Below are 14470 nucleotides of genomic sequence, written 5' to 3'. Positions count from 1 at the left end.
GGTGTGCGGCGATCGAAGGGGAGGAATATGGTCGATCATCCGATTTCGCGACGCGCGGCGCTTGCCAGCGCGGGCGCGATCATGGCTTGGGCGGCAAGCCCGGCGCGCGCCTTGCTTCAGTCCGCCGAGCTGGATGCGCCCGCGTCAATCGACGCGTTGATCGCCAAGATGACGGTCGAGGAAAAGGCTGGTCAGCTGAACTTGATGGCGGCTGCGTGGGCTGGTGGAGTCGCCACCGCGCTCAACCCGCCTTCGAGCGGGAGCAACAGTTTCGAAGGCCAGCTTGCTGACTCTGTGGCGGGCAAGCTGACCGGCGTGTTCAATGGCAACGGCGCCGAAATGGCCCGCCGCATGCAGACCGCCGTGATGCGCGAGTCGCGGCTCAAGATCCCACTGATCTTTGCCGCCGACGTGATTCACGGGCATCGTACGATCTTTCCCGTGCCCGTCGCCGAAGCCGCGAGCTTCGAGCCCGATCTGGCGCAGCGAACAGCACGCATTGCGGCAATCGAGGCCGCAGCAGCAGGTATCGACTGGACGTTCTTCCCTATGGTGGACGTGGCGCGCGACCAGCGTTGGGGCCGCACCATGGAAGGTGCTGGCGAGGACGTCCGCCTCGGCGAACTGTTCGCCGCGGCGCGGGTGAAGGGCTTCCAGGGACGCGATCTCACCGCGAACGATGCGATGATGGCTTGTGTGAAGCACTTCGCGGCCTACGGGGCGGCCGAAGGGGGGCTCGACTACAATACTGTCGATGTTTCCGAGCGGACGCTGCGCGAGGTGTATTTGCCGCCTTACAAAGCCGGGTTCGACGCTGGTGCGCTTTCGGCCATGGCCTCGTTCAACGAAATCTCGGGCGTGCCCGCGCACGGGAATCCGTGGCTGCTGGAGACGCTGCTGCGCGGCGAGTGGGGGTTCAAGGGCTTTGTCGTGGGCGACTATACCGGCGACGAAGAGATGATCGCGCACGGTTTCGCAAAGGATTCGCGAGATGCAACGCGCATCGCCTTCCTTGCAGGCGTCGATATGTCCATGCAAAGCAACAATTATTTCCTTCACCTGCCCGGCCTCGTCCGGGATGGACTGGTGCCGATGGACCGGCTCGATCGCTCGGTCCGCCGCGTACTCGCCGTGAAGCACAAGCTGGGGCTATTCGACGATCCGTTCCGCCGCATCGACGCCAAGCGCGAGAAGGCGCGGTCGCGGACCAAGGCGCATCTCGCCGTGTCCCGGGAGGCCGGGCGCAAGTCGATCGTCATGCTCAAGAACGAGGGCAACCTGCTGCCGCTGGCGCGAAGCGGGCAGAAGATCGCGATCATCGGCCCGTTCGCCGAAGGCAAACACGACCTCAACGGGCCGTGGGTGGTCTATGGCGACAATGCGCAAGCGGTCGATCTGGCCGAAGGTGTGCGTGCGGTCGCCGGCGCCGGGAATGTGACGGTCGCGCTTGGCTCGAAGGTGGAGGAACCGCTGGACGGCGGGATCGAGGCAGCAGTCGCGGCGGCGAATGCGGCGGACATCGTGCTGCTGGCGATTGGCGAAGCGGAGAATATGTCGGGCGAGGCGCAATCGCGTACCGAGATCGTTGTACCTGCGCCACAGCAGGCCCTGGCGGAGGCAATCGCCAAGACGGGCAAGCCGGTCGTCGTGGTGCTGAAGAACGGGCGCGGCCTGGCGCTGGAGGGCGCGGTGAAGGACGCGCCGGCAATCCTGGTCACCTGGTTCCTCGGATCGGAGAGCGGCCATGCGATCGCGGACGTGCTGTTCGGTGCATACAGCCCGTCCGGCCGTCTGCCGCTGAGCTTCCCGCACGAATCCGGGCAGCAGCCTTATTATTATGACCACAAGGCCACCGGTCGCCCGGCGCCGGATCTAAAGCAGACCTACCGTGCGCGGTATCGTTCTGCCATGAACACGGCGCTTTATCCGTTCGGCCACGGCCTGACATACGGCACGATCGAGTATAGCGGGCTGAACTTGCCGGCGACCATGTCAGCAAACGGGACGCTTACCGTTTCAGCCACGGTGGCCAACACCGGCCAGCGAGCGGCGGAAGAAGTGGTGCAGCTGTATATCCGCGATCGGGTTGGCAGTGTGACGCGGCCCGTGCGCGAGCTGAAAGCGTTCCGCAAGGTGGCACTGGCGCCAGGTGGGCGCGAGACGGTGACATTCACGTTGCGACGCCAGGACCTTGAGTTCATTGGCCTTGACCTCAAGCCCACGGTGGAGCCGGGGACGTTCGACGTCTGGATCGCGCCGTCCGCTCAGGCCGAGGGCGTTCACGGAACCTTTGAACTGACCGCCTGATCTTCGTCGCCAAGGGCGCGCACGATCCGGTCGTGCGCGCCCTTGGCGAGCGGATTTAACCACATCAGCAGCGCCGACAGGACCAGAAAGAACAACGGCAGGGCAGCGAAGGTCATGCGCATTCCGGCGAGAGTCGCAGCACTCTGCGCGACGTTCGGCGAATATCCTGATCCGGCGTAGCTCCAGCCCAGGATTGCGGTCGCGAGGCCGATCGCTACGCGCTGAAGCAGCGCCGTCACACCGAACACCGTTCCTTCCACGCGCAAACCAGTGGCTCGCTGGCCATATTCCACCGTGTCGGGAAGCAGCGCCCAAAACGCGAAGTGCAGCCCGACGATGATCGCCTGCAACGCGACGAGCAGCACCTGCGCCTGCTGCGCGCCCGCGATATCAACCGCGGCGAAAGCGCCGAGCAGGACCACGCATCCCGCGACACCGATGAACCAGATCGCCCGCGCGCCGATCGCCCGCGCGACCACCATCCACATCGGCACTGCTGCCGCACTGACCGCCATCATCACCGCCAGCGTCAGTTGCCCTGCCGCTTCGTCGCCGAGCGCATATTTGAAATAGTAGAGCACTGATTTGTTGAGGATCGTGACCCCGACGATCATCATCACCATCGCGCCGCCCAAGGTGACAAAGGCGCGGTTACGCGCGAGGCTGCCGAGGCAGGCGGCGACGGAGGGCGGCGCGTGCGGCTCAGGCGGCGCTAGGTCGCGAAAGCTGGCACCGATCGCGATCAGGATTCCTGTGGCCACCACCGCGAACAGCAAGGCAGCGCCCAGGAACGCCTGCGGCCCCTCGCCCGCCCCGGTCAGCCAACGGCCGAGCGGCACGGTACCGAGCGCGACGATCACGGCAGCACCGGTTCCCGCGAGCATGCGCAACCCCGCCACAAAGGACCGATCGCGGCTGTCGGCGCTGACCCGCGCCGACATGGCGAGATACGGCACATTGACCAGCGCATAAGCGGTGCGAAACAGCAGGTGGCCGATAAGGACGAACATCGTGCCGGCGACACCGGCGACCGGCGGCGGCATATAGACCATCGCGAATGCCAGCCCGAGCGGCACCGCTCCGACCAGCAGCGCGAGCCGGAAATGGCGCGCCGACCCTCGCCGATCGGCAGCGATCCCGACGACGAAGCTGGTGATCCCATCCCAGATCGACGCCACGAGATAGATCGTCGCGGCCAGCGCCACGTCGAGCGCCAGCGCGTCGGTGTAATAGAACAAAAGGTAGAGCATGACGCTCTGCCAGTAGAGATTGAACGCAAAGTCCCCCGCCGCAAACCCTATGAGCCGCAGCTTCGACGGGCGATGGACAGCGGCCTCAGTCGACATGGGGCCTGAAGCCCATCCGACGCAGCCGCGGCGCAACCACCGGGATGGTGAGCATGGTGCTCATCACCGCCATCAGCAACAAAGCAGTGAAGGTCGCCGCGCTGATGATCGCCTTGTCGAGCAGGATGTTGGCGAAGATGATCATGATCAGCGCCTTGGTCTGCAACAACCAGCCGATCAGCGAAGCATCGCCTTTCGGCCAGCGCAGCAGGCGCCCGGCCAGGTGAACCCCCGCGAGCTTGCCTGCCACCGAGGCGACCAACAGGATCACAGCGGCGCCGATCACAGCCGCCCCGCCGCCCGACCAATTGGTGCGCAAGCCGGTGGACAGAAAATAGACCGGCATTACCGCCAGCAGCAAATTGTGCCGGAACATATCCATGCGCACCTGATCGAACCAGCGCGCGTCGAGGATTGCGCCGGCGAGGAACGCGCCGACCATATAGTGCAGCCCGGCCCAGTCCGCCGCCAGCCCGCAGGCGGCAAGCCAGATCAGCGCCACATACCAACGATCCGCCTCCGGCAAGCGGCGCAGCAGCATACGGAACACGATGGCGGCCACCGGAAACACGACAAAGAAGCCGACTTGCCGGCCGACTCGTTCCCAATCGAGCAGGATCAGCGCCAGCACGCCCCAAATGGCGATATCGTCCAGGCTGGCATAGCGAAGGATGCGCTGGCCGAGCGGCTTGCGCAGGATCCCGAGTTTCTGGAGCAGCAGCACCAGGATCGGCAGGGCGGTGACGGCGCAGGCCATGCCGATGCCGAGCACCACCTGCCAGCGGGCACCGTCAACGCCCGCCCACTCGCTGCGCCACGCCAACAGCAGGATCGCAGCGAGGCATCCAAAGGCTAGCGGCACAAGCAACGCGCATGCCGCAGTGATCGAGGTTTCCCGCCGACGCGCCCAGGCTTCGCCTATGTCCAGCTCAACCCCTGCGACGAACACGAAGATCATCACCGCCCACCAGGCGATACCGCTGAGCGCGCCGATCACCTGCGGGTTGAACACGGAAGCATGCCATTGCGGAAAGGCCGCGCCCAGCACGCCAGGTCCGAGCAGCACGCCCGCGATGATCTGCACGATCACCAGCGGCGCATAATGATCGGTTCGCAGCAATCGCCAGAACAGATACGGCGCGCTGAACACGATCAGCATCGCGATCAGAAATAGCTCGGTCGTCCTCATGCCCCACCCCTGAAGCCGGCGCCTATCGCGCCGGCCGGGACGATCGACAAGAGCCCGCCAGGGCTGATCGGAGAGACAAAGGGCTGGTTTGTGATGACCGGGAGCGAAACCAATCAAGCAAAGGGCGACCGGCAGCGTGTTTGCGCCGTTTCTACCCGGCCTGATCCATGATCAGCCGATCGCCTGCTTGGGTACATGGGTGATCCGGCAAGCGAGGTCTGCCTCGCCGCTTGCCACGATCCAGTGATCGCCGCCATCGACGATGCCCGTCGTGAAGACGACATTGTCGAGATACATCTGGTCCTTGAACGGCTCGGTAAGCGCCGGATTGGGTTCGAGCAGCGGCTGATGCTGGGTCGCGACCGTGCGCCACGGCTCGTCCTTGTCGAGCAGGGTCCAATAGGTGCGATAGACGCCGACCACGCCCGACGGCTCGACCCCGTGCCACAAGGTGAGCCAGCCATCATTCGTCAGCACCGGCTGCGCGCCGCCGCCCATCCGCGCGGTCGCGACGGTTGCGGCATGCGGGCGGATCCCAGGATGGTCGCTCGGCTTCCAGTGCAGCGCATCGGGCGAAGAGGCGAGGTTGATCGAGGGGCCGGCGCGCCATTCGCTGTCCGGCGGATAGGCGAAATAGAGGTCGCCGAGCGGACGGGTCTGCGCCCAGTATTTGCCGCCGACCAGCCCTTCGAAGATCAGCATGTCCTTGTTCTGGTGATCAAGGACGATACCTTCGAGCTCCCAATCCATCGCGTCCGCGCTGGTGTAAAGCGTGGTGGAATGCCGCTCAGGGCTGACCGAGCAACTCGTCATCAGATAGCGATGGCCCACGCGGCTGATCCGCGCGTCCTCGACGCCGTAATTCTGGTAGCTGGCGCGCGGGGCGATGGCGCGATTGTAATGCACCGCCTCGACGCGGCGGCCTTCGGGATCGAGTTCGACCGGGAGTAGCCACGACAGCGAGGTAAGCGCCATCACCTTCCACCCGCCGCCCCGCATCATGAACTTTCGCGGGTCGGCGGTGTCAACCAATTGCAGCGGCCATGGGTCGAGCTTGTACGCACCCTCCTCCCAGCGGATCGCGCGGACATGGCCGTCACGAATCGGGGTGCGCAGCGCCTCCGCGATGCGCACCATCAGCAGGAGATTGCCGTTCGGCAGCCGCGTCATGCCGGGATTGAACGCGCCGAGAACATAGGTCTCCTCGTCGATCTGCCCGGCCAGCGGCGAGCGCGAGAGATCGACGTCGTTCGGCGTGAAAACCAGATGGTCGAGCGGGAAGGTCATTCTTCGTCCTGCATCCGCGGGGAGATCGTCACTTGCTGGACCACCGCGCGGCGCGGCTGGGTGAGCAGATAATGGACGCCGACGGCGATATCCTCGGCGCGGAGCATTTCCTCCTTGTCGATCCGCTCGGCCTGCTCCTCGCTCGTCCCCTCGACCATGTCGCTGCCGGTGAGCCCCGGCTCGACTAGCGAGACGCGCACGCCCTTTTTGCCGAGCTCGCGGCGAAGCGCGATGGCGAAGCCCTGAATGCCGTATTTGATGCCGGCGTAGACAGTGGATTCCTTACCCAGGACATAGGCGCTCATCGAACCGATCAGGACGATGTCCCCTTGTCCCGTCGCATTCTCACCATGGGCGCCCATCGCCTTGGCGGCGTGCTGCGCGGAGAGGAGATAAGCGGTGAAGTTGCTGCCGATGGTGTAGCGCAGGTCCGCCTCGCTCATATCGGTGAGCCCCTCGGCGCCGCGGGCTGCGTTGACCACCGCAATGTCGAGGCCACCAAGATAGCCGGTCGCCGCCTCGAACAGGCGGGCGACATTCTCCTCCTCGGCGAGATCGATGGTGATGCCGTCGCCCTCGCCCACTTCACGAATACGGGCGAGCGCGTCGTCCAGGTGCTGCGCGTCGCGGCCGCAGACGAACACCTTGGCGCCCTCGCTGGCTAGCAGCACGGCGATGGCGCGGCCAATGCCGGTGGTGCCGCCCGTCACCAGCACGCGGCGGCCGGCGAGCGGCGTGGTGGCGGTATGCGCGTCGGATCGATCGGTCATGAAAAAGGCTCCGGATGGGTCGGGGCCTCGACGTTTCAGGCGCTTGCCGGTTCCTTCTCGGCGCGCGCCAGCAGGCGGTCGATTGCGCCCTGCACAGCCGGCTCCGCAAGCGTCGGCGCGTGACCGATGCCGGGCAACGTCACCAGCTCCGCATCGGGCAGTTGCGCGATCATCCGCTCGGCCGTGGCAGCGCTTAGGATGTCGGAACGGCCGCCGCGCACGACCAGCACCGGCGAATGGCCGAGCGCGGCGAGCGCGCGCCACATGTCTGGTCCTGCCTCGTTGCCCGGCACGCGGAAGGGCTCGGCAATCTTGAGATCATAGTCGAGCCCGATGCGGCCATTGGCGTTGAGGCGGTACAGCCGCTTGGCCATGGCGAGCCAATCCTCGATGTGCCAATCGGGATAGATGTCGCCGTTCGCCTCCTGCGTGGCACGGGCCGCGTGCATCCAGGTCGGCCAGGTGCTCGACCGGCCGACATAGCCGCGGATGCGCGCGAGGCCCGCGGGCTCGATCTCCGGGCCCACATCGTTGAGCAACGCGCCGGCGACCCGGCCGGGCAGCATGCCGGCGAGCAGCATGGTGACGATCCCGCCCAGCGAAGTCCCGATCGCGACGAAGCGGTTGATGTTCTGCTCTGCCAGCAGCGCCGCAATGTCCTGCGCATAGGTGAGCGGGACGTAGCTCATGGGGTCTTTGGCATAGGCGCTTTCGCCGCGACCGCGCAGGTCGATCGCGAGCACCCGCCGCTTGCCGGCGAGGCGGCGGGCAAGCACGTCATAGTCGCGAGCGTTGCGGGTGAGGCCCGGGAGGCAGAGCACCGGCAGCGCGTCCGTCTCGCCACGGTAATCTCGCGCGTGGAGGCGAAGCCCGTCATTCGACCACCAATAGATATCCTGCCAGGCGGCCATGCTTGCACCTTTTGTCTCGCCACCCCCCATATTCATGCATGGGCCTGGAACCTCAAGCAGCCCCGCGAGCATATCGCCCCAGGAACCGTTCGGCGCCAAGATCGCGCCCATCCGCATCATGGGCCGGCGATGCGCTGCGCTTGTTTCGCCATGCAATTGTATCCTAAGGCCAAAAGGTGACGTCAGAGGTGCTTCAGTGACCGAAATCATCTCCTTCGAACCCGCAACCGGCGCCGAATTGTGGCGCGGGGCGGTGGGCGACGTGGATGCGGAGGTCGCCGCCGCGCGGTCCGGCTGGGCGAGCTGGGCAGCGCGACCACTGACCTATCGCATCGAAACGATGCGACGCTTCGTCAATGTCGTCCGCGCGCGCTACGACGATCTCGCGGAGGTGATCGCGCGCGAGACCGGCAAGCCCTTGTGGGAAGCTCGGACCGAAGTCGATACGGTGATGGGCAAGGTCGACATTTCGGTCGCGGCCTATGCCGATCGCACGGCGCAGCGGCGGCTCGACGCGCCGATGGGGTCGCGAATGGCGCTGCGCCACAAGCCGCACGGCGTCTTGGCGGTGCTGGGGCCGTACAACTTTCCGGCGCATCTGCCCAACGGCCATATCGTCCCGGCGCTGATCGCGGGCAATGCGGTGGTGTTCAAGCCATCCGAGAAGACGCCCGCGACGGGGGCTTTCCTAGTCGATTGCTATCGCGCCGCGGGAGTGCCGGAGGAGTGCATCCGCCTGATCGTCGGCGGGCCGGACGAAGGGCGCGCGCTGGCCGGGCATGACGGGATCGATGGCCTGCTGTTCACCGGATCGGCGCATACCGGCATCGCGCTGAACCGCGCCTTTGCCGCCCGGCCCGACAAGATCCTGGCGCTCGAGATGGGCGGCAACAACCCCATCGTGGTGTGGGACACGCCGGACCTTTACGCGGCGGCGATCCTGGTCATCCAATCAGCGTTCACCACCGCCGGGCAGCGCTGCACGGCGGCGCGGCGGTTGATCGTCGATGAGAAACTCCACGAGCCTTTGTTGGAGCAGCTCGACAAATTGCTCGGCCGCCTGATCGTCGGGGCACCGCATGATGATCCCTCGCCATTCATGGGGCCGGTGATCGACAACGACACCGCCGACCAGCTGACGGAAAGTTTCCTCGCGTTGCTGATGCGCGGCGGGCGCCCGATCCGGCACCTTGAGCGGCCAGTCGCCGACAAGCCTTTCCTGCTGCCAGGGATCATTGACATGACGGCGGCGAGCGAGCGGCCGGACATGGAGCTGTTCGGGCCGATCCTTCAAGTGGTGCGCACCGCCACGTTCGAGGAGGCGATCGCCGAGGCGAACAATACTCGCTACGGTCTCTCTGCCTCGCTTATCAGCCAGACGCCGGCACTGTACGATCGCTTCTGGGCCGGCGCGCGGGCGGGGATCGTCAATTGGAACCGGCCGACCAATGGGGCCTCCTCGGGCGCGCCGTTCGGCGGGATAGGCTGGTCAGGCAATCACCGGCCGAGCGCCTATTATGCGGCGGACTATTGCGCCTATCCGGTGGTGTCGAACGAAGCGGACGCCGCGCGTGCGTCCATTGGGATTGGACTCAGGGACGCCTGAAATTGCCGGCGTCGTCATGCGGCGTTTGGGCGTGATGACGGAGGAGCAATGGAAACCTCCCGACGCTGATCAAGGTTATGTCAGGATGCGAACTCTCGTCTCCACGCTTGCCCTTGGTCTTGCTCTCGCCGCCTGCTCGTCCGAACCGGAACAGCCGGACGACACCCTGCCGGCCAACATCACGCAGGATGTGCCGCCGGTCGCCGAAACGCCGGCGCCCGCATCATCGACGTCGCCGACAACGCAACCAAGCCCCTCCCTTGTCGCAACGCCGGTTTCCGGCAAGACACTGGCGCTCGAAGGTCTGGGAGACCTCAGGATCGGCGAGGCGGTGCCGCGCGGCAGCAATTGGGCGGAGCGTGGCGGGCAGATCCCGGGCGGGTGCCGAACGGTCAGCTCACCGGATTTCCCCGGAGCCTATGCCATCGTCACTGAGGGCAAGGTGCGGCGAATCACGGTCGGTCAGCGATCGGACGTGAAGCTCGTCGAGGGCATCGGCGTGGGATCGACCGAAAGCGATGTGAAGAAATGGTTCGGCGGCTTTCGCGAGGAGCCGCACAAATATGAGGACAAGCCGGCCAAATATCTGACCGCGCCCAATGCGGCCAGCGGTGATCCCGCGCTGCGCTTCGAGATCGGAGCGGATCGCAAGGTGAGCCTGATGCATGTCGGGACGATGCCGGTGCTCGGCTACGTCGAGGGATGTGCCTGAGCGACGGTCTTGCCGCCCGTGCCGAGCAACCTCGAACAACGCACGATGAATGCTTCGTCGGAGTGGGTCTCTCGACCTCGCTGCCATTCACTGGGTTCGGGCGTCGCCGAACCCGTCCGTTCGTGCTAAGCTTGTCGAAGCACGTGCGCCCTCTGGCGGCGTTTGTTACGCGCCCCTTGGCAAGCTCAGGGCGGACGGATGCGCTGGGGCAATGCGACGACTCCCCTCGATCACCCTGCGCATAGCTGATCTACGGCAGCGCCAAGGATCGCTCGGTTGATGCCGGGTGCGGTGCACGCCATTTCCGAAAGCATGGCAAGCCTTCTCGATCCTGACGCGCGCGGACGCGTCATCCTTGTCGGTGCCGGGCCGGGCGACCCGGGCCTGCTGACCGTTCGTGCCGTGGAGGCGCTGAGGGCGGCCGACGTGGTCGTCCATGACGGGCTGATTGATTCGCGCGTACTGGAGATCGCCCCCGCCGACGCCCACCGCATCTCGGTCGCCAAGCGGCGTGCGCGGCATACGTTGCCGCAGGACGCGATTAACGCGCTGATCGTCGCACATGTCCGCGCGGGCAGCGTGGTGGTGCGGCTGAAAGGCGGCGACCCGTTCATCTTCGGCCGCGGCGGCGAGGAAGTGGAGGCGGTGCGTGCCGCCGGCCTGCCCGTCGAAGTGATTCCCGGCGTGTCGGCCGCGCTGGGCTGTGCGGCGGAGGCGATGCTGCCGCTGACGCATCGCGATCATTCCAGCGCGGTCAGCTTCGTCGCCGGCCAGTGCAAGGGCCTGACCGAGCAGGATTGGTCCGGGCTGGCGGGCCAGGGTCGAACGCTGGTGATCTACATGGGCGTCGCCACTGCCGAGGCGATCGCGGACAAGTTGATGGCCGATGGTGTCGCGCCCGACATGCCGGTGGCAGTGCTGGAGAAGGGCACGCTGCCGGGGCATCGCGCGGTGAAGACGCTGCTCGCCGATCTCGGCGCGATGGTGATGCGGGAGAAGGTGGCGAGCCCAGCGATCATCGTGGTCGGCGAGGTGGTGGAGCTTTCCGACGCGGAGGATAAACTGGTTGCCTGGGCACGTGCTGCGGAGAGCATGAACGGATGAAGCTGCTGACGGGAAATGATCTGGTGACTGGGGACGTCACGTGGTGGACCGGCGAGGGCTGGTCACGCCATGTCGAGGATGCGTGCGACGTGGGTGACCGCGGCGAAGGTCTTGCCAAGGCCGAAGAAGGCGCGCGGCGCGTCAACGTGCCCTATGTGATCGACGCGGTGGAGACGCCTGAAGGTCCGCGCCCCGCGCATATCAAGGATCGCATCCGCGCGCTGGGTCCGACGGTGCGGCCGGACCTGACGCTGAAGCCGGCCGATCCGGAAGCGGGCAGCTGGGTGATTTGAGTTGTACCGTTCGGGCTGAGCTTGTTGAAGCGCTGCCCTTCTTCTTTTCCGTCGCGCTGAAGAAGGGCAGCCCTTCGACAGGCTCAGGGCGAACGGCAGATTTGGACAGTTACTGATGTACCAATACGATCAATACGACCAGTCGATCGTCGACGCCCGGGTGGAGGAGTTCCGCGACCAGGTGAAGCGGCGCCTCGACGGGCACATGACCGAGGACCAGTTCAAGCCGCTCAGGCTGATGAACGGCCTGTATCTGCAGCTGCACGCCTATATGCTGCGCGTCGCGGTGCCTTATGGCACGCTGAGCAGCCGGCAGATGCGCATGCTGGGCCATGTCGCGCGCAAGTACGATCGCGGCTACGGCCATTTCACCACGCGCCAGAATCTCCAGTTCAACTGGATCAAGCTGGAGGACGCGCCCGACATCCTCGCCGAGCTGGCGACGGTGGAAATGCACGCCATCCAGACTAGCGGAAACTGCATCCGCAACATCTCGTCGGATCAGTTCGCCGGCGCTGCCGCCGACGAAGTGACCGATCCGCGCCCCTGGGCCGAGCTGCTGCGTCAGTGGAGCACCTTCCACCCCGAGTTCACCTACCTGCCGCGCAAGTTCAAGATCGCCGTCATTGCGGCGCCCGAGGACCGCGCGGCGATGCGGCTGCACGATATTGGGATCGAGCTGCTGAAGAAGGACGGCGTGCTCGGCGCCAAGATTTTCGTCGGCGGCGGCATGGGCCGCACACCCATGATCGCGCACGAGATCCGCGACTTCGTGACGGCGGACGAGCTGTTGAGCTATCTCGAGGCGTGCCTGCGCGTCTACAATCGCTACGGCCGGCGCGACAATATCTACAAGGCGCGGATCAAGATCCTGCTCCACGAGCTGGGGCCAGACGAATATCGCCGCCAGGTCGAGGAAGAATTCACGCATGTGAAGACGCTCGGCATCGATCCGCCGGTCGCGGAACTCGAGCGGATCAGCGCCTTCTTCGCACCGCCCGAGTTCGAGACCGGCCTGTCGGAGGATGTCGATCGCAGCGATCCCGATTTCGCGGTCTGGCTCGATCAGAACGTCAAGGCGCACAAGCAGCCCGGCTACGCCATCGTTAACATCTCGCTGAAGCCGGTCGGCGGCATCCCCGGCGATGCGTCGGCCGACCAGATCGACGTGATGGCAGAGTTGGGCGAGCGGTATTCGTTCGACGAACTGCGCGTAACGCATGCGCAGAACATCGTCCTGCCGCATGTCCGCAAGGCTGACCTCTACGCGGTGTGGCAGAAGCTGACCGACACTGGGCTCGCGGAGGCGAACCTTGATCTCATCAGCGACATCATCGCCTGCCCGGGCCTTGATTATTGCAGCCTCGCCAATGCTCGCTCGATCCCGCTGGCGCAGAAGATCGCCGAGCGGTTCCGCGATCTCGACCGGCAGCGTGATCTGGGTGAGCTGAAGCTCAAGATCTCGGGCTGCATCAACGCCTGCGGCCACCATCATGCCGGGCACATCGGCATTCTGGGTGTCGATAAAAAGGGCAAGGAGAATTACCAGCTGTCGCTGGGCGGATCGGGCGCGGAGGACGTCAGCCTCGCCAAGATCACGGGCCCCGGCTTCGACGAGGACGGGGTGGTCGACGCGATCGAGCGGGTGACCGACCGCTTCGTGCAGGTGCGCGAGCCAGGCGAGCGATTTCTGGATACGTATCGGCGCGTGGGCTTCGAGACGTTCAAGGAGGCGATCTATGGATAATCTGCTCCGCTTCCGCGACGACGAGGCGCATGACGAACCGGCGATCACGCTGGATTCGTTTCTCGACGGCCAGACCAACGCTGGCGCCGTGCGGCTGGAAGCTGGCGATGATGCGCGCGCGCTGCTGCCATCACTGGGCCAGTTGGCGCTGGTCGAGGTGAGCTTCCCCACCTTCCGGGACGGGCGCGGCTTCTCCGCGGCGCGCATCCTGCGTGAGGCGGGTTATCAAGGCGAGCTTCGTGCAGCCGGCGACGTGCTGGTCGACCAGATCCCGCACATGCGCCGCTGCGGCTTCGACAGCTTCGCACCGCAAGCGCCGGTCGACGCCGAAACGCTGAAGCGCAGCCTCGATCGCTACCCCACCCCCTATCAGCGCGCGGCCGATCCGGCTGTGCCCGTTTGGAAGTTACGCCATGGCTAGTGCTGCCCGCTGCCTCGACATGATCGACGTCGCCCCTCCCTTCACGGTGGCGGATGCGGCGGCGATGGAGGAACGCTTCGCCGGCGTGCCGACGCAGGAGATGCTGCGCGAGCTGCTGTCGGGCGAGCTGAAGGGGCGCGTGGCGGCGGTTTCCTCCTTCGGAACGGAGTCGGCGGTGCTGCTGCACATGGTCGCAGCGGTCGACAAGGACGTGCCGGTCATCTTCACGAACACGCAGAAGATGTTCGGCGAAACACTTGAGTATCGCGATGAACTTTCTGAGCGACTCGGGCTCACCGACCTCCGCGTTTTCCGCCCCGATCCGCGCATCCTGGCGGCGAAGGATGCCAACGGGCTGCGCTGGTCCTACGATCCCGACGGTTGCTGCGAAATCCGCAAGGTCGAGCCGCTGCGCCGCGCTTTGCTGCCGTTCGACGCCTGGATTTCCGGGCGCAAGGGCTTCCAGTCATCGACCCGCGCGGCATTGCCGCGATTCGAGATCGACGACGGGCGGCTGAAGCTCAACCCGCTGGCGGACTGGGACAAGATGCGGCTCGAGGCATACTTCGCGGAGCACGAACTGCCAAACCATCCGCTGGAGGCGAACGGCTATCCCTCGATCGGGTGCAAGCCGTGCACGTCCAAGGTGCTGCCAGGCGAAGACCCGCGCGCCGGGCGCTGGCGCGGGTGGGACAAGGTGGAATGCGGCATCCATGTGCCGGAGAAGCCCGGGGAAGAACCGGTGTTCTGATTTTCGCCGTCGTCTGGCGTACGGTC

Annotated in this window: 13 protein-coding genes; 8 read left to right on the top strand and 5 right to left on the bottom strand. The window is 65.7% G+C overall.

What is annotated here, in order from left to right; translation table 11 throughout:
• Positions 1-27 precede the first annotated feature (27 nt).
• Complete coding sequence (locus SPHI_RS11530) at positions 28-2307, top strand: glycoside hydrolase family 3 N-terminal domain-containing protein (protein WP_076745111.1); 2280 nt, start codon at positions 28-30, stop codon at positions 2305-2307.
• Here SPHI_RS11530 and SPHI_RS11525 read toward each other — a convergent pair.
• The 5 genes from SPHI_RS11525 to SPHI_RS11505 form a co-directional block, all read right to left on the bottom strand.
• On the bottom strand, positions 2280-3653 hold the full coding sequence (locus SPHI_RS11525; RefSeq protein WP_076745110.1) for an MFS transporter: 1374 nt from the start codon (positions 3651-3653) through the stop codon (positions 2280-2282). The genes SPHI_RS11530 and SPHI_RS11525 overlap by 28 nt on opposite strands.
• Positions 3643-4842, bottom strand: a complete 1200-nt coding sequence (locus SPHI_RS11520; protein ID WP_076745109.1) for a cation:proton antiporter — start codon at positions 4840-4842, stop codon at positions 3643-3645. Before SPHI_RS11520 ends, SPHI_RS11525 begins: the two co-directional genes overlap by 11 nt.
• 171 nt (positions 4843-5013) lie before the next feature.
• On the bottom strand, positions 5014-6129 hold the full coding sequence (locus SPHI_RS11515; protein ID WP_076745108.1) for a glycoside hydrolase family 130 protein: 1116 nt from the start codon (positions 6127-6129) through the stop codon (positions 5014-5016).
• A complete protein-coding gene (locus tag SPHI_RS11510) occupies positions 6126-6899 on the bottom strand; it encodes an SDR family oxidoreductase (RefSeq protein ID WP_076745107.1) in 774 nt (257 codons plus the stop codon). The genes SPHI_RS11515 and SPHI_RS11510 overlap by 4 nt, the downstream gene beginning before the upstream one ends.
• 35 nt (positions 6900-6934) lie before the next feature.
• Positions 6935-7810, bottom strand: coding sequence for an alpha/beta fold hydrolase (locus tag SPHI_RS11505; protein ID WP_076745183.1), 876 nt, complete (start codon positions 7808-7810; stop codon positions 6935-6937).
• A 196-nt stretch (positions 7811-8006) separates the two neighbouring features.
• Here SPHI_RS11505 and astD point away from each other — a divergent pair, with 196 nt between their 5' ends.
• From astD to SPHI_RS11470, 7 genes are all read left to right on the top strand, one after another.
• A complete protein-coding gene (gene astD / locus SPHI_RS11500) occupies positions 8007-9416 on the top strand; it encodes a succinylglutamate-semialdehyde dehydrogenase (protein ID WP_076745106.1) in 1410 nt (469 codons plus the stop codon).
• 85 nt (positions 9417-9501) lie between these two features.
• On the top strand, positions 9502-10128 hold the full coding sequence (locus SPHI_RS11495) for a hypothetical protein (protein ID WP_076745105.1): 627 nt from the start codon (positions 9502-9504) through the stop codon (positions 10126-10128).
• Between the two features lie 312 nt (positions 10129-10440).
• Positions 10441-11232 (top strand): uroporphyrinogen-III C-methyltransferase, encoded by a 792-nt coding sequence (cobA, locus tag SPHI_RS11490; RefSeq protein WP_076745182.1) that lies wholly within the window; start codon positions 10441-10443, stop codon positions 11230-11232.
• Positions 11229-11525, top strand: a complete 297-nt coding sequence (locus tag SPHI_RS11485; protein ID WP_076745104.1) for a DUF2849 domain-containing protein — start codon at positions 11229-11231, stop codon at positions 11523-11525. Before cobA ends, SPHI_RS11485 begins: the two co-directional genes overlap by 4 nt.
• A 115-nt stretch (positions 11526-11640) precedes the next feature.
• A complete protein-coding gene (locus SPHI_RS11480) occupies positions 11641-13272 on the top strand; it encodes a nitrite/sulfite reductase (protein ID WP_076745103.1) in 1632 nt (543 codons plus the stop codon).
• On the top strand, positions 13265-13693 hold the full coding sequence (locus tag SPHI_RS11475; protein WP_076745102.1) for a DUF934 domain-containing protein: 429 nt from the start codon (positions 13265-13267) through the stop codon (positions 13691-13693). The genes SPHI_RS11480 and SPHI_RS11475 overlap by 8 nt, the downstream gene beginning before the upstream one ends.
• Complete coding sequence (locus SPHI_RS11470; protein WP_076745101.1) at positions 13686-14444, top strand: phosphoadenylyl-sulfate reductase; 759 nt, start codon at positions 13686-13688, stop codon at positions 14442-14444. Before SPHI_RS11475 ends, SPHI_RS11470 begins: the two co-directional genes overlap by 8 nt.
• Positions 14445-14470 lie beyond the last annotated feature (26 nt).

It is taken from the genome of Sphingomonas jeddahensis, from assembly GCF_001981525.1.
Lineage (GTDB): Bacteria > Pseudomonadota > Alphaproteobacteria > Sphingomonadales > Sphingomonadaceae > Sphingomonas > Sphingomonas jeddahensis.
This window is presented reverse-complemented; position numbering and strand designations above follow the sequence as displayed.